The sequence below is a fragment of the Oceanobacillus bengalensis genome (genome assembly GCF_003628445.1).
Classification (GTDB): domain Bacteria; phylum Bacillota; class Bacilli; order Bacillales; family Amphibacillaceae; genus Oceanobacillus; species Oceanobacillus bengalensis.
In genome coordinates this window covers 1-15,520 of record NZ_RBZO01000046.1, presented here as the reverse complement: position 1 = coordinate 15,520, position 15,520 = coordinate 1, and the positions used below count along the sequence as shown (strand labels likewise).

Genomic DNA, 15,520 nt, shown 5'->3' with positions numbered 1-15,520 from the left:
TTAGTTTTCAGGGTTCAATCCCTAGAAAATTACATATGTCTGGTAGTGATGGCGGAGAGGCCACACCTGTTCCCATACCGAACACAGAAGTTAAGCTCTCCAGCGCCGATGGTAGTTGGGGTCTCCCCTGCAAGAGTAGGACACCGCCAGGCAAATGTTTTATTTTTAAATGCTTCACAGTACCTTATTGGTAGAGCATCGACTAACAGTCGAGTGGTCGTAGATTTGAAGTCTATCTGTGGGGTTATTTATTTGTGAAAATTCAACTGGCCCGTTGGTCAAGCGGTTAAGACACCGCCCTTTCACGGCGGTAACACGGGTTCGAATCCCGTACGGGTCACCAAATACTATGTGGAGGATTAGCTCAGCTGGGAGAGCACCTGCCTTACAAGCAGGGGGTCGCAGGTTCGAGCCCTGCATCCTCCACCATATTAATTATTTTTATTATCGCGGGGTGGAGCAGTCTGGTAGCTCGTCGGGCTCATAACCCGAAGGTCGCAAGTTCAAATCTTGTCCCCGCAACCAAATTATGGTCCGGTAGTTCAGTTGGTTAGAATGCCTGCCTGTCACGCAGGAGGTCGCGGGTTCGAGTCCCGTCCGGACCGCCATATGCCGGCCTAGCTCAATTGGTAGAGCAACTGACTTGTAATCAGTAGGTTGGGGGTTCAAGTCCTCTGGCCGGCACCACTTTTCTTGAATCTACTTTTAGAAGTAGAAATCATCAACAGAATACTCTTTCATAGGGAAGAGATACTTTATATATGAGCCATTAGCTCAGTTGGTAGAGCATTTGACTTTTAATCAAAGGGTCGAAGGTTCGAATCCTTCATGGCTCATCATTATGCAGGTGTGGCGGAATTGGCAGACGCGCTAGACTTAGGATCTAGTATCTTCGGATGTGGGGGTTCGACTCCCTTCACCCGCACCATTAATACAAATATTAAGGAACTTCTGTTAAAAACTGTCACGTCCTGGGACTACGCTTACTCGACCCATCGAAAACCTTTGGGACAAACACAGAAGTCAGAACATCCTGTTCAAGCGCGGAAGTAGTTCAGTGGTAGAACATCACCTTGCCAAGGTGGGGGTCGCGGGTTCGAATCCCGTCTTCCGCTCCAGAAATATTCTTTGCCGGGGTGGCGGAACTGGCAGACGCACAGGACTTAAAATCCTGCGGTAGGTGACTACCGTACCGGTTCGATTCCGGTCCTCGGCACCATTCGCGCCCGTAGCTCAATTGGATAGAGCGTTTGACTACGGATCAAGAGGTTAGGGGTTCGACTCCTCTCGGGCGCGCCACACTGCGGGAAGTAGCTCAGCTTGGTAGAGCACTTGGTTTGGGACCAAGGGGTCGCAGGTTCAAATCCTGTCTTCCCGACCATTACATGGGGCCTTAGCTCAGCTGGGAGAGCGCCTGCTTTGCACGCAGGAGGTCAGCGGTTCGATCCCGCTAGGCTCCATTGCTACTAAAAATATATAGTTGTTGAAGATGGCGGTCGTGGCGAAGGGGTTAACGCACCGGATTGTGGCTCCGGCATTCGTGGGTTCAATTCCCACCGGTCGCCCCATTTTTACATAGGGACCCTTAGCTCAGTTGGTTAGAGCTATCGGCTCATAACCGATCGGTCGCAGGTTCGAGTCCTGCAGGGTCCACTTGTAGGATCCATAATAATGTGGAGGTATACCCAAGTCTGGCTGAAGGGATCGGTCTTGAAAACCGACAGGCGGGTCAAACCGCGCGGGGGTTCGAATCCCTCTACCTCCTCCATACATAAATAAGGCTTGGTAGCTCAGTCGGTAGAGCAAGCCGTTATCCTCATCGAATAGCCTACTATGTGCAGGCTTGCGAGGAGTGCAACATCACCGAATAAACTTGCAACACGACGAGCAGAGAACTTCTCCGAATAAGCTTCGACACTAGATTTCAAGCAAGAACATTATTTTAATTTTTAACTAAATATGGCTTGGTAGCTCAGTCGGTAGAGCAGAGGACTGAAAATCCTTGTGTCGGCGGTTCGATTCCGTCCCGAGCCACCATATTATATAGAATCATCGATATAATATGCGGGTGTAGTTTAGTGGTAAAACCTCAGCCTTCCAAGCTGATGATGAGGGTTCGATTCCCTTCACCCGCTCCATATTTATTATGGGCCTGTAGCTCAGCTGGTTAGAGCGCACGCCTGATAAGCGTGAGGTCGGTGGTTCGAGTCCACTCAGGCCCATTACAAACTAATTCTTAGTTAGTTGAAACCTATTTATCAGTATGTTAATATATATTAAGCCCTTAGTATTCATTATTCCACAGTAGCTCAGTGGTAGAGCAATCGGCTGTTAACCGATCGGTCGTAGGTTCGAATCCTACCTGTGGAGCCAATATATTGGGCTATAGCCAAGCGGTAAGGCATCGGGTTTTGATCCCGTGTATCCCAGGTTCGAATCCTGGTAGCCCAGCCATTTACATATTTAATATATGTCCCTATGGGGATTTTTTTTATTTTGTAAAATAAATGATATCAAGTGATCTATCCAATGTTATAAAAAGCCCGATGTATAAGGACTTTAAGAAGGTTCTAAATACATGGGGCTTTTTTGAAATCTAAAAGATATAATCTTCTCTACGTAACTTCAGATACAACACCTTTCAGATTGTTTTTACGTATTCTAACGATAATTCACTTACATTCAGTAACTCAAGGTTCGTTCCCTCATCATATAATTGTTAAAAAAACTTATATTAATATCAGATATTCGGTGATAGAAAGTCAACCTCTACCATTCAATTAACTGCTGCATAATAATTATCCCTTACTGGCTGCTAAATCAATCATAATCTTTATTTTTGAGACATTTGAACAGGTAATGTTTCATAAAGGAGTTTTATTTTTATATAGGCTTTCCTAGGATATGTGGAACATCGTTTTTCACCTTTACCCCCAGCGGTGTCGTTCTATTTTTTTTCACTATAAATATGTATCAGGGTTTGTTACATGAATAATACTTTTAAATGAGCTAAAAACTGTTTTCTAAAAAGAAGAAATCCACCTGTAAACGGATTGGCTTAATTCTTGATTGCATTATGTTTCCTGCGATCTATAACTCCTCACTTAGCTGCTTGGAGGAATGCTCCTTTAGTCTATCATTTGGGTTTATCACTCTGTTAAGAGGAGGCTTAAGTGTATCGAATCTTTCCACCATTAACATGAAGAACTTGCCCTGTTACATAGGCTGAATCATTGGAGGCTAGATGTACGAATGCGGGAGCAATTTCAAAGGGCTGTGCAGCACGCCCTATGGGAAGATCAGCTCCAAAGGTAAGTTGGTGCTCAGCGGGATAGGTACTTACTGTTAATGGCGTCCATGCTGGTCCAGGTGCTACTGCATTAACTCGTATTCCTTGATCTATAAGTGACAATGCCATAGTCCTGGTAAACGACACTACAGCGCCTTTGGAAGCAGCGTAGTCAATTACATTTTTATCCCCTTCATATGCAACTCTTGACGTTGTGCTAATAATGCTACTCCCAGGCTGTAAATAAGGCATTGCGGCTTTGGTCATGTAAAACAGAGAAAAGACGTTTGTTCGGAACGTGTTTTCAAGTTGATCATCTGAAACGTCTAGTATATTTGTTGTGTAGGGTTGCACCGCCGCATTATTTACTAATACATCCAACCGTCCAAATGTTTTTATCGTTTGTTCTACTGCTTTCTTTGAGGTTTCAGGATCTTTTAAGTCTCCCGCTAGAAGTATGCAACGAGCACCTAAAGCCTCTACATATTGCTTGGTCTCATTCGCATCACGATGTTCATCTAGATATACAATCATTAAGTTAGCACCTTCCTTAGCGTAGGCAGCTGCTACTGCGCGCCCGATACCGCTGTCACCACCAGTAATGATTGCTACTTGTCCCTTTAGTTTACTGTTTCCGACATAGCCAGCGTAATCAAAAATGGGTCTGGGTTGCATAGCCCATTCTAGCCCGGGTTGGTTTTCCTGGTGTTGTGCAGGAAAGGTAATTGGTGTTGACACTACACGCTGTGTGACTCCGATGTATGGATAAACTGGATAATATCTATTCATGTTATCCTCCTTGTAGTTGTCTAGATGTGGAGATGAGATATCTATGTGAAATGAACCCTATAACATAATATGAATGCGTAGGGGATATTATTACGGGGGATCTTGTACTTCCTTTCTAACTAAGTAAATTAAAGCAGGGGTGAACCGCCTCTCGCCTCTACGCGTCACCCCTGCTCCTGCTTGCTGCTTCTCAATAATACCACTCTCGAACTTTTCTATCCGTTGGTAATAAAAAGGTAAGAAAGCCTAGTAAAGGTAATAGGGAGGCCGCAATCATGGTTGTTGTTAATCCAAATAAATCAATAAAATATCCTAACGCCACAGCACCAATCGCGCCCATGCCGAATCCTAATCCGACAATCAGGCCAGACATCGTACCTATTTTTCCAGGAATGAGTTCTTGTGCGTAAACGACCGTAACAGAAAAACTAGTCATTAAGATCAGTCCGATAATTGCTAAGAGAACCATTGCCATAAATGATCCAACAAAAGGTAGTAGAATCGCTAGTGGACTTGCAGCGATGAGAGAGAAAAGAATGATATTTCTCCTACCAAACCGATCTGCTAATGGCCCGCCAACAAAGGTACCAACAGCTCCCATTGCTAGAAAAACAAAAAGATAAACTTGTGAATTAGCAATTGTAACTTGGTAGGTTTCGATTGCATAAAAGGCATAGAAGTTTGAAATAGCTGCTTGATACCAGGACCTCGCAAAAACAATAAAAACAAGAATAAGAATTGCATGTTTAATTGCTTTAGATACAGCTTTGTTTGGCTTTGCAACTACAGTGCGCTTCTTCTTTGCTGCAATAAACTCCATCTGGCCTTTGTACCATCTCGCAATATATGTGAGAAAAATAACTGCTAACCCTGCAATCAAGGTAAACCAAAGTGCACCTTTTTGGCCGAGTGGTACAAGGATTAACGCCGTAATAACAGGTGCTAATGCTTGGCCAGAATTTCCACCAACCTGAAAAATTGACTGTGCAAGGCCTCTTTTATTCCCTGCCGCAAGATAGACAACACGGGAACCTTCAGGATGGAAAACGGCAGATCCTAACCCTATGAAAATAACACTCACTAGTATTAACCAGAAATTCGGGGCAAGCGCCAAACCAAGAATCCCTACCATACTACTTGTAAGCCCAATTGGTAATGCATAGGGAACGGCCTTTTTATCGGTGAATGTCCCGACTACAGGCTGTATGACAGACGAAACCATATTTAATGTAAAAGTTATCAGACCGAGTTGTGTAAAGGTTAATCCCATTGACCTTTCTAATATAGGAAACATAGCAGGAATGACAGCTTGAATAGAATCATTCAATAAATGGCATGCTGCAATGATGAATAGAACACGGTAAACGGTTTTATTTTCATCAGGAGATGTAATAGCTTTCTTCGGTATTGCTTTTTCCATAAGATATCCTTCTTTCTAAGGTACTTTATATAGCTATTTTACCGTTTAGGAACCAAATTACAATGATTACAGAACAGTTATATAATTTGATAGATTGATTATTTGTAAAAGGAGTAGTATTAACCTCTATTATTTACTTCGGCTTTCTCCACAGCATCTCCATATTCGCAAAAGCATAAAATTTGATGCTTTTGAGTGCAAACGTTTGCGTGATTTTAGGAAAAATACTATAATAAACTAATGATTTCATATAGGATGTTTTAACTATTTCAATTGATAGCTTTTTAAATGGTTTGATAAGACTGAATTATTAACGCTTTTATATTCAGGGGTGGTTAAGAAACGCTCTTTGTCATTAGTGCAAACGATTTCACTAAATAGCTTTACAATTGAAAATATAGAACAGTATATACAACCAATAAGTCTTTTTTAGGAGGATATTATAATGGAAGTTCAACATGATAAAATTAGTGATGGCGCCACTCGACAACAGTTGCCTACCCTTCCAATTAGTACGATTTGGATGATCAGTTTTGGCTTTTTGGGTGTACAAATGGCATTCTCTTTGCAAAGTTCTAATATGGGGCGTATCTTTCAAACGATTGGTGCTGATCCGCATACATTAGGATTCTTCTTTATATTACCGCCACTAGCTGGTTTAATTGTTCAACCTCTCGTTGGATACTTCTCAGATCGAACTTGGATGCCAAGACTTGGGCGACGCATTCCATATTTACTAGTTGGAGCAATTGTTGCAGTCATCGTGATGTGTTTATTGCCGAATTCTGGTAGTTTTGGTTTTGGTCCAGTGGCAGCTCTTACTTTTGGAGCAGTGGCGATTTTGTTTATGGATGTTTCATCAAATGTAGCAATGCAGCCATTTAAAATGATGGTTGGTGATATGGTTAATGAAGAACAGAAAGGATTTGCTTATTCAATACAAAGTTTTCTTTCTAACAGTGGTGCTGTTTTAGCTTGTATTTTTCCTTTTCTTCTAACCATGCTTGGTGTTTCAAATAGTGCACCTAAGGGAGTTGTCCCACAATCTGTAGTTATCTCCTTTTATGTGGGTGCTGTTGTCTTAATTATTTGTAGTCTTTTTACCGTTTTTAAAGTGAAAGAATACTCACCAGAAGAATATGCTGCTTATCATGGTATTACGAATGAGGAGAAAAAAGAAAAAGTTAGTTTTATTAGATTGCTTCGAAACGCTCCAAAAGTATTCTGGACTATTTCATTAGTTCAATTATTCTGTTGGATGGGATTTCAGTATTTATGGACGTATGGTACGGGTGCGGTTGCGGCTAATGTCTGGAATACGACGGAACCTTCTAGTTCTGCCTATCAAGCAGCTGGGAATTGGTTTGGAATCCTCTCCGCTGTACAGGCAGTTGCGGCTGTGCTTTGGTCACTTGTGTTAGCGCGAGTGCCTAACGATAAACGCAAATTCTGGTATGCACTTAGTTTAATATTAGGAGGCATTGGTTTTGGATCCGTATTTTTCATACATAACCAAGGTGCTTTACTTGTGTCATTTGTCTTAATTGGTATTGCGTGGGCGGCAATGATGACATTCCCATTCACGATATTAACGAATGCATTGTCAGGTAAAAATATGGGTACATATCTAGGACTCTTTAATGGTAGTATTTGTTTACCTCAAATTATTGCTTCATGTCTAAGTTTTGCATTGTTCCCTGTAATTGGATCATCGATGCCAGCAATGATTTTAATTTCGGGTATTTTACTAATTGTGGGTGCATTTACAGTTTCAATCATTAAAGAAACCTCTGCTAGATAGCATCTATATTTAATAAAATTGATATTAGAAAAATAACGTGTATGGTACAGGAGACGATCTGTTCTAATTTAAGCAATGGGCGTCGACTGGTTGAATACATGAAAAAAAGCTGACATATTTTGTCAGCTTTTTTTCATGTTAAAACGTAAGTCGATATACATCGTCTATGATAATTTCAAGGTTTTCATGCTACTTCGTGTAGTTATCAAAATAACCTTGTATATAGACAATTGGTGTACCTTTATCTCCACTTCCTGAAGTTAAATCGGAAAGAGAACCAATAAGGTCAGTTAGTTGTCTAGGTGTAGTCCCTTGTGATTCCATCGCACCTACAAGGTCCTCTTCTTTATTATTAATAAACTCTGAAATAGCTTGTTTAAGTTCTTCCCCTTTTAAATCAGCAAAGTTATTATCAGCTAGATACTTTAATTTTACTTCGTTTGGTGTTCCGTCAAGTCCTGATGTGTAAGCAGGCGATACAACTGGATCAGCAAGTTCCCATATCTTCCCTACAGGATCTTTGAATGCACCGTCTCCGTAAACCATGACTTCCACATGTTTACCAGTCTTCTCTTGAAGCATTTTCTGTATGGTATCAACAACAGGCTGACAGTCACGTGGGAAAAGTTTCACACTATCTTCCTTTGCTTTATTTGATCCTAATAAACCATATGCTTCATTATAGCCACTGCCATCGATTGATTCAGATAAGATGTTATCAAGACTATAAACCTTTTCTGCACCATTTGCCTTTAATATTCTCTTTGTTCTAAGTCTCGAATGGATATCGCAAGCTAATACACTCTTTGTGTGTTCTAAGATTGATTTTGGATTGTTGGAGAAGATTACTTCACATTCAATGCCGTATTCTTCGACGATAGATTTGTAATAATCGATATAATCAACACCGGTAAAGGTATGTTTATTATGACCAAAGTATTCACGGAATTGTTCTTCGGTTAAAACATCTGTCCAAGGATTTACTCCCTTTTCATCAAGTTGGTCAAGATCGACTAAGTGATTTCCAACCTCATCAGAAGGATAGCTAAGCATGATTACAATTTTTTTCGCCCCTTTTGCAATCCCGCGAAGACAGGTTGCAAAACGATTGCGACTTAGTATTGGGAAAATGACTCCTATTGTATCATCGCCAAACTTGGATTGAACATCTTTAGCTATATTGTCAATTGTTGCATAATTTCCTTGAGCACGGGCTACGATTGACTCTGTTATCGTAACGATATCTTTATCATTAATCTGAAAGCCTTCCATTTCAGAAGCTTTTAGTACACTATCTACAACGATCTCTTCTATATGATCCCCTTGATTGATGATAGGGCAACGTAAACCTCTAACAACTGTTCCAACAACTCTTTCCACATGTCTCGCTCCTTACATTGATGTAAATTTTATTCTATTTTAACTATACATTTAGATCTTATATAAGTAAAATTAATATATGTAATATTACTTATAAGGGGTAATTATATGGTTGGTAAATTAGATTTATATAAAGTATTCTGGATGGTCGGGAGAAATAAAAGTTTTTCAAAAGCTGCAAAAAGCCTGTACATGACACAACCAGCAGTTAGTCAGGCAATCATGCAATTAGAAAGGGAATTAGATACACGTTTATTTCATCGAACACCAAAAGGGGTATCGCTAACGAATGAGGGAAGTCTCTTATTTGAATATGTCCATTCGTCCCTTAATTTAATCAATGCAGGAGAAGAAAAGATTTTAGAATTTAAAAATTTAACTGCAGGAGAATTAAAAATTGGTGTAGGAGACACAATTACGAAGTACTTCTTGCTTCCATATTTAGAGGCTTTTCATAATAAGTATCCGAACATCAAATTTAAAATTGTAAATGGGACAACACTAGAAACCCTTTCAATTTTAAAAGCAGGAGAGGTTGATATTGCGGTTTGTAACTTCCCTGTGGAAGACTCTGCATTAGAACGAATCGCTTTTATCGATATCCATGATACTTTTGTTTGCGGGGAGAAGTATAAGGATATATTATCTGGACCAATAAGCCTTGATGAGTTAGTAGATCTGCCTTTAATCTTCCTTGAACCGAATTCTAATTCTAGAAAGTATGTTGAGGATTATCTGTTATCGAAAGGAATTAAGCTTTCGCCAGAATTTGAATTAGGCTCGCATGATCTGTTATTGGAGTTTGCAAAAATTAATTTAGGAATTGCGTGCGTGACAAAGGAGTTTTCAATGGAGTATTTGGAAAAAGAGTTAGTATACGAAGTGCAGTTAAAAGAAGATATACCAACGAGAAATATTGGTCTATGTTTTTTAAAAAGTGTTCCATTGTCACCAGCATCAACTAAATTTGTTGAAATGATAGAAGGAAACAAGGAGTGAATATTCGGTAATCTATCTTTTATATATAGAAAGCCCATCGATTTTCTCCTACCATTGTAAAGTTCTTATCTAGTACATTTCTTATTTTCTGTTTGGAATCTATTACATGACACCACTCGTGAATGATATTTGTAGTAATTTTTTGGTCTGGAAAAAGAAAAATGAATTCTCTAATACTGCGCATTACTGCCACATCAACCGTTTCAGCAAATCCACAATCTCGACAAATACATTTCCTTCCTTTAACTAAGATGGAAAATGAATGACAATGGAAACAAGTAATTCCCTTACGGAGTTGGTCATAATGATAAGATGGCAACTGGGTGAAGGGAGATTCATCCATATGTAATGAAACTAATTTTTCAGCCAAAATCTTGTGTTTTTCATTTAGTTTTGATGGGATTGTATTTAATTTGTTTAGATAGCGATTAATTTGTGTTGGATAAATAATTGGTTTATTTAGCGGGGATTGGTATAAGGTAAAGCTAGTGTTGATGAAAACAATAGAAGCTTCAATTGGAAGATTAAATTTAAGGTTGAGTAGTAACTGGCGTAATAAGGTTTCGCTTCTACTTAATTGATAAAGTGGATTAACAATTTCAAATTGAGGTATCTTGAAGAATTTATCAGAATCGTAATAATAATCTCCTTCATGATTTTTCACATCAAAAAAGTATATTTTCCCTGATACAATGATTAATGAATCAATTTGAAAGGTGGTATTACTCACTTTTAGTAGTAAATCATTTAATATCAAGCAATCACATTGAAGCTTTTCTGTCAATGAATCGAATGCTACTTCTCCTTCATAACCCTTTGAGAGATTTAAATAATGTTGCTTGTCCTTTTCGGATAAATTCATTCGCTTGCTTAGGAATTCCAAAGTACGTAATTCTTTAGATTTACTCCGAGATTTGTATAACATAGTCCACATCCTTTGTTCTAATAGTAGGTTCAGATAACTATAGTATAATACAAATATTACTATTCTATCTATCGGAATGTTGAAACTTTTTCAAACTTATATCTGTAATGTTGGAATGGTTGACTAGTAAAGCTGCTTAATAAGAGCTCTCAAGATAGAAAAAGAGAGAAATCCTGCTGAAATGAACTAGATAAGCGCTCTCAAGATGAAAACAGAGAGAGATCCTGCTGAAATGAACTAGATAAGAGCTCTCAAGATAGAAAAAGAGAGAAATCCTGCTGAAATGAACTAGATAAGCACTCTCAAGATGGAAACAGAGAAAAATCCTGCTGAAATGAACTAGATAAGCACTCTCAAGATGAAAACAGAGCAAAAACTTAATGAAATGAACTAGATAAGCACTCTCAAGATGAAAACAGAGCAAAACCCCAATGAAATGAACTAGATAAGAGCTCTCGAGATGAAAACAGAGAGAAATCCTGCTGAAATGAACTAGATAAGCACTCTCAAGATGAAAACAGAGCAAAATCCTACTGAAATGAACTAGATAAGTCCTATTATCTCAGGTCAACTCAATACAAAAAGAAGTAAGCAAGCAAAGTCTCAGCTAATCTTGACAAAATCAAAACCCCCTCTATTCATCAAATAGAGGGGGAACTAATTACCTGATATAATCTTCTTTTGGGATATCGTTTGCTTCTTTTTTCACATAGTATTTTCCTTTTGTATAGATCGCGATGATTACTGTAAGTATTGCTGCTAATATAGAAGCAAAGAAAGCGGCAGTACTTTGTAGAAATTCTCCCATAACACCTAATGCAGCAACGGTTCCTAAACCGCTTGCGATGAGCAATGATGCCACGCCTATTGGATTCCATTTATAAAGATTCTGTTGTCTTGCTTCGTAATAGCCTGGGCCAATCTTAAGGATTTTCTTAATGACAATCGCATCAATTACTAATATAGTCGCCCATGTTAATAGGAATACACCTTGGAATGTCATGACTAATTCTAAATGATCGACAATACCTCCGAGCATTAGAATCATTGCAGCAACACCTGTAACAACTACCCAGAAACGTCTACCAGGTGTAAATTTAAAGATATTCTCAAAGAAAGTAGATAGTGAAAGGGATCCACTATAAATATTCGTAATATTGATTCTGATTTGGGTTAACATGGTAAACAATGCACCCCAAACACCAAGAAGAAGAACGATATAAACACCAGGATTTGCTTCCCCTAGTCGAACACCAAACCAAATACCAAGTCCTCCCATGACACCAAAGCAAAAGATTTGTGGAATAAATCCGATTGCAAAGACACCTATTTTCATATCTTTTGGTTTAAGGAAACGTGCATAGTCGGATGCAAGTAGTGGAGTTAATCCCATGATCCCGTGCTGCATTCCGATACAAAGTAATAAGGCAGTTCCGCCAACTTGAACCCCTTCAGGCATAAAAGTCCAAAAGCTTCCTTCATAGACGGAAGGCGTAGTGGCAGCCATAATAATGGCAGCAATTAAAAATATAAAAAACAACGGTAATGACCATTTTTGTAATTTATCTAATTGCTTAATTCCGAACCAATTTAGGGGGATTACAACCGTTCCGAAGATGAGAATGAGTACCCATTCTGGGATGACTGGTAAGAACTCATGAACGGCAGCTACTAGTATTAACCCTTCTAGTGCACAGTACATAATAAAGTTTGTAGCATAAATAAATGAGGTCAAAGATGCACCAATATAACCAAATCCGCCACCTCTTGATAGCAAATTTACGTTCATCCCTGATTTGGCGGAAAGGTAAGCAATGAATGTTCCTAGAATACCGGCAACAACAATAGCATAAACAGCTGATATGATTGCATTAATTGCTCCGAATGAAAGTGCCATTACACTACCCATTTGAAAATAAAAGATCGCTGTTGCAATACCAAATGTAATGTTCGTAATGCTTAGCCACCCCATATTTCTCTTGTCACGAGGTACTCTATCTAAGGAATAATCATCACTTCCTGTCTGTTCCGTATGATTCTCCTCTGTTACGTTAAAAGCTTCCATAGCAAAATCTCTCCTTTTTGTGCAATTTCTCACATACTTAGAGGTAAGTTTAAACGACGAATGTTCAAATATTTCCTCAAATCTCTATATCCGTTTCCTACTATATCACTAGGATTTTAAAATTACAAATGCGGTAATATGCAGGTAAATGTCATTAAATTGTAATACCTCGCTCTTACTGCCGAATACTGCCTCTATCGTAGTATTAATGCCATGCATGGTTAAACGTAATTATTCAGAAAAATACAGAAAATCCTATTGGGTTAATGCTCCCAATAGGATTTATTTTGAATGTAAAATTACGATTTGCCAAAATAATACCAAATACTTTATGAACGTTCCTACTTATTGAATAAGTCCAAATCTGACATGGGTTATTCACCTCTAGGGTATTTTTCGCTAGTTTTTCGCAAATTCCCCATCGACCTCAACTGTTTCAAATACATTAATAAATGCCTTTTCATCATGCGAACGGACAATCTCTTTTATTTGTAATGTTTCATAACGAGTAACGACCATCATTAAAATTTGTTTTGGTTCATGTGTGTATCCACCGTATCCGTTCGTAATCGTAATACCTCGATAGATGTTTTCGAGTAATTCCTGTCTAATTGCATCTCCCTTTGTAGTGACGATTTGCATGGTTAATTTAATATGGTTTGTATGAATACTGTCTATCATTTTCCCTGTTAGATAGATGGACAGGAGTGTGTATAAAGCAATATTCCAATCAAATACAAACCCGGAAATAAGAACGATAATACCATTCATCGCAGAAAGTAGAAGACCTACACTCATGTTGCTTGTGCGTGATACGATAATAGCGATAATATCTAATCCACCAGAAGTTCCTGAGAATTTCATAATAATTCCAATCCCGATTCCACCTATTACTCCACCAAAGATAGTGGAAAGCAATATGTTATTTGTTACAGTTACAACTGGCAATATGTATAGGAAGATAGAAAGTGATACAACACAAATAATTGTATTGAATATAATTTCTTTTCCGAGTTTGTAATATCCAAGAATGAGTATTGGCAGATTCAAAATGAAGTTCATAATACCAGTATTAAAAGGTGTGATTATTCCAAGTAAAATAGCAATCCCGCTAAGTCCGCTACTTAGGATTCCGTATGGAACCAGAAAGAAGTTAAAAGCAAATGCGATGATTAGCGATCCAGCGATAACAATTAAATTTTTCAAATATAGACCCTCCAAGGCTTAACATTTCAATTTATAGAATAGAATTGGATATACGGATATTATCTATTAGCATTAAGTTTGCAAATTAAGCCGAACAAATTGATTTGCTTTAGATTAGTATTTTATCATTATTCCTTTTATGGTTCCAGGCACCGATTCCTGAAAAAAAGTATTTGTATAAGAAGGAGTTTTATAAATTTTTGCCGAATTTAGAAAGTGTAGAACAATCGTGTTTCATTATTATTTAAGACCAAGCTTGAATGAATAGAAGGGAGGTTATTTCGTTGGCATGGGTTAGCAAAGATGATGTGAATATTCATTATGAGAAGATTGATTCAGAGAATCCAGCTGCAGTGGAGACGCTCATTCTTATTCATGGTGTTGGTTTAGATATGCATTCATGGGACCTTATTATTCCATATTTCGTTAAAGATTATTCTATTCTTCGTTATGACTTAAGGGGTCATGGGGGAAGTGATGCTGGAAAAGGAAAAAGAGATGTTAAGCTGCTAACGGATGATTTACTTTACCTTCTTACTGAACTGGACATTGGACCATATCACATTGTTGCTCAGGGCTTTGGTGGGTTTTTAGGTGTATTACTAGCAACGTTTGAGGAAAAGAGGGACTTAAAATCACTCATATTAATGGGTGTACCAATTCACTATCCAAAGGAAATTGGGGATCATATTGCTGAGGAACGTAAGGCAGTAGTGGCTGGGCAAGACTCAATGTTGGAAATAGGGAAACAATTGGTAAAGAAAGTATGTTACCGTCCATCGAAAGAAATAGTAAACATTTTACTTCATGCCTATAAGCAGGTGAAACCGAACGTTTATTTTGAGTTATTTCACCCAGGTTTTGGAGCGGCTGCTATGGAGAACCTTCAAAGGATAGATGTGCCTATACTCATACTGTCGGGCTCTGAAGATGAAATTTTCCCTCCTGAGATTACGAGTGCTCTGTTAAATTTTAACCATTTCGCACGATTCTTTACCGTACCATATGCCTCCTTTTTAATTCAAATGGATCAGCCAGTACTTGTCTCACAGTGGATACATGAATTTATAGAAAAGAATAAAGTGAGTCAAAGGGATATCATTTCCCCTGAAGCGGAGTTTAAAAGAAATCTAACGTCACAAATGTATTCAGATATTAGGGGGATGCTTAAGGATAGAGATGAACCACTTAATCACAATGAATTACAAGTAAATATAATGAATGGCTTTTCCGTACGGCTTAATGGCGAAAAAATTGCCGACGGCTGGGGGAAAAGGAAGGCAAAGCAATTACTAATGTACCTTGTTATAAAACATTCAGCCACTAGGGATGAGCTCTGTGACGTTTTCTGGCCTGAAGTAAGTCTTCTGAATGCGCGAAACAGATTAAGAGTTTCGCTCCACCATTTGAAGCATGTACTTGAAACAAGCCCAAATATAAATCCTATACTTGTTGCTGGAAGAGAGTATGTTCTTCTTCAGGGTATCATTCATTCGGACTTGATAAGCTATGTTGATTCGATTAAATGTATTTCGCAAGTGAAAAGTGAGCCATTTCGCAAGTTAATTTTGAGCCACTTTATCAGCACTTGTTTTTATCCATTCTTCGGTTTCTTTCATTCTAAAAGAAGGACCATTCATGTTTAA

At 38.5% G+C, this 15,520-nt stretch carries 9 protein-coding genes, 20 tRNA genes and 1 rRNA gene; 24 read left to right on the top strand and 6 right to left on the bottom strand.

Annotated elements, in window-relative coordinates; translation table 11 throughout:
- The first annotated feature begins 38 nt into the window (after positions 1–38).
- The 21 genes from rrf to D8M05_RS18595 all read left to right on the top strand — a co-directional run bounded on the left by rrf (position 39) and on the right by D8M05_RS18595 (position 2,454).
- Positions 39–152, top strand: a 5S ribosomal RNA gene (gene rrf / locus D8M05_RS18695).
- A 116-nt stretch (positions 153–268) separates the two neighbouring features.
- Positions 269–343 (top strand) — tRNA-Glu (locus tag D8M05_RS18690).
- A 10-nt stretch (positions 344–353) separates the two neighbouring features.
- Positions 354–429, top strand: a tRNA-Val gene (locus tag D8M05_RS18685).
- A 19-nt stretch (positions 430–448) separates the two neighbouring features.
- Positions 449–525, top strand: a tRNA-Met gene (locus D8M05_RS18680).
- 6 nt (positions 526–531) lie between these two features.
- Positions 532–608 (top strand) — tRNA-Asp (locus tag D8M05_RS18675).
- Between the two features lie 3 nt (positions 609–611).
- Positions 612–687: transfer RNA gene (locus D8M05_RS18670), tRNA-Thr, on the top strand.
- Between the two features lie 76 nt (positions 688–763).
- A tRNA-Lys gene (locus tag D8M05_RS18665) sits at positions 764–836 on the top strand.
- A 7-nt stretch (positions 837–843) separates the two neighbouring features.
- Positions 844–928 (top strand) — tRNA-Leu (locus D8M05_RS18660).
- 115 nt (positions 929–1,043) lie between these two features.
- Positions 1,044–1,118: transfer RNA gene (locus tag D8M05_RS18655), tRNA-Gly, on the top strand.
- Positions 1,119–1,130: 12 nt separating this feature from the next.
- Positions 1,131–1,219, top strand: a tRNA-Leu gene (locus D8M05_RS18650).
- A gap of 3 nt (positions 1,220–1,222) precedes the next feature.
- Positions 1,223–1,299 (top strand) — tRNA-Arg (locus tag D8M05_RS18645).
- A 5-nt stretch (positions 1,300–1,304) separates the two neighbouring features.
- Positions 1,305–1,381: transfer RNA gene (locus D8M05_RS18640), tRNA-Pro, on the top strand.
- Between the two features lie 6 nt (positions 1,382–1,387).
- Positions 1,388–1,460 (top strand) — tRNA-Ala (locus D8M05_RS18635).
- Between the two features lie 32 nt (positions 1,461–1,492).
- Positions 1,493–1,568, top strand: a tRNA-His gene (locus tag D8M05_RS18630).
- Between the two features lie 11 nt (positions 1,569–1,579).
- Positions 1,580–1,653, top strand: a tRNA-Ile gene (locus D8M05_RS18625).
- Positions 1,654–1,675: 22 nt separating this feature from the next.
- Positions 1,676–1,768: transfer RNA gene (locus tag D8M05_RS18620), tRNA-Ser, on the top strand.
- 193 nt (positions 1,769–1,961) lie between these two features.
- A tRNA-Phe gene (locus D8M05_RS18615) sits at positions 1,962–2,037 on the top strand.
- A gap of 27 nt (positions 2,038–2,064) precedes the next feature.
- Positions 2,065–2,138: transfer RNA gene (locus tag D8M05_RS18610), tRNA-Gly, on the top strand.
- A gap of 10 nt (positions 2,139–2,148) precedes the next feature.
- Positions 2,149–2,222 (top strand) — tRNA-Ile (locus D8M05_RS18605).
- A gap of 76 nt (positions 2,223–2,298) precedes the next feature.
- A tRNA-Asn gene (locus D8M05_RS18600) sits at positions 2,299–2,373 on the top strand.
- 6 nt (positions 2,374–2,379) lie between these two features.
- Positions 2,380–2,454: transfer RNA gene (locus tag D8M05_RS18595), tRNA-Gln, on the top strand.
- A 715-nt stretch (positions 2,455–3,169) separates the two neighbouring features.
- Here D8M05_RS18595 and D8M05_RS18590 read toward each other — a convergent pair.
- Together D8M05_RS18590 and D8M05_RS18585 are read right to left on the bottom strand one after the other, a co-directional pair.
- The gene (locus D8M05_RS18590; protein ID WP_121134496.1) at positions 3,170–4,078 is read right to left on the bottom strand and encodes an SDR family oxidoreductase; all 909 of its coding nucleotides are present in this window, start codon (positions 4,076–4,078) and stop codon (positions 3,170–3,172) included.
- A gap of 190 nt (positions 4,079–4,268) precedes the next feature.
- Complete coding sequence (locus D8M05_RS18585) at positions 4,269–5,498, bottom strand: MFS transporter (protein WP_121134494.1); 1,230 nt, start codon at positions 5,496–5,498, stop codon at positions 4,269–4,271.
- A 445-nt stretch (positions 5,499–5,943) separates the two neighbouring features.
- Here D8M05_RS18585 and D8M05_RS18580 point away from each other — a divergent pair, with 445 nt between their 5' ends.
- Positions 5,944–7,299 carry an SLC45 family MFS transporter gene (locus D8M05_RS18580; RefSeq protein ID WP_121134492.1) on the top strand — a complete coding sequence of 452 codons (1,356 nt, stop codon included), beginning with the start codon at positions 5,944–5,946 and terminating at the stop codon, positions 7,297–7,299.
- Positions 7,300–7,488: 189 nt separating this feature from the next.
- Here D8M05_RS18580 and D8M05_RS18575 read toward each other — a convergent pair whose 3' ends face one another.
- Positions 7,489–8,679: a coenzyme F420-0:L-glutamate ligase gene (locus D8M05_RS18575; protein WP_121134490.1), complete on the bottom strand. Its 1,191-nt coding sequence runs from the start codon at positions 8,677–8,679 to the stop codon at positions 7,489–7,491.
- A gap of 108 nt (positions 8,680–8,787) precedes the next feature.
- Between D8M05_RS18575 and D8M05_RS18570 the strand changes: the two genes are divergently transcribed.
- Positions 8,788–9,678, top strand: a complete 891-nt coding sequence (locus tag D8M05_RS18570; protein ID WP_121134488.1) for a LysR family transcriptional regulator — start codon at positions 8,788–8,790, stop codon at positions 9,676–9,678.
- A 19-nt stretch (positions 9,679–9,697) separates the two neighbouring features.
- Here D8M05_RS18570 and D8M05_RS18565 read toward each other — a convergent pair whose 3' ends face one another.
- From D8M05_RS18565 to D8M05_RS18555, 3 genes are all read right to left on the bottom strand, one after another.
- On the bottom strand, positions 9,698–10,603 hold the full coding sequence (locus D8M05_RS18565) for a nuclease-related domain-containing protein (RefSeq protein ID WP_121134486.1): 906 nt from the start codon (positions 10,601–10,603) through the stop codon (positions 9,698–9,700).
- Positions 10,604–11,264: 661 nt separating this feature from the next.
- Positions 11,265–12,668, bottom strand: coding sequence for a purine-cytosine permease family protein (locus D8M05_RS18560; protein ID WP_121134484.1), 1,404 nt, complete (start codon positions 12,666–12,668; stop codon positions 11,265–11,267).
- Between the two features lie 399 nt (positions 12,669–13,067).
- Entirely contained in the window at positions 13,068–13,874 is an 807-nt protein-coding gene (locus tag D8M05_RS18555) for a YitT family protein (protein WP_121134482.1), read from the bottom strand.
- Positions 13,875–14,158: 284 nt separating this feature from the next.
- Here D8M05_RS18555 and D8M05_RS18550 point away from each other — a divergent pair, with 284 nt between their 5' ends.
- A complete protein-coding gene (locus tag D8M05_RS18550) occupies positions 14,159–15,520 on the top strand; it encodes an alpha/beta hydrolase (protein ID WP_183072863.1) in 1,362 nt (453 codons plus the stop codon).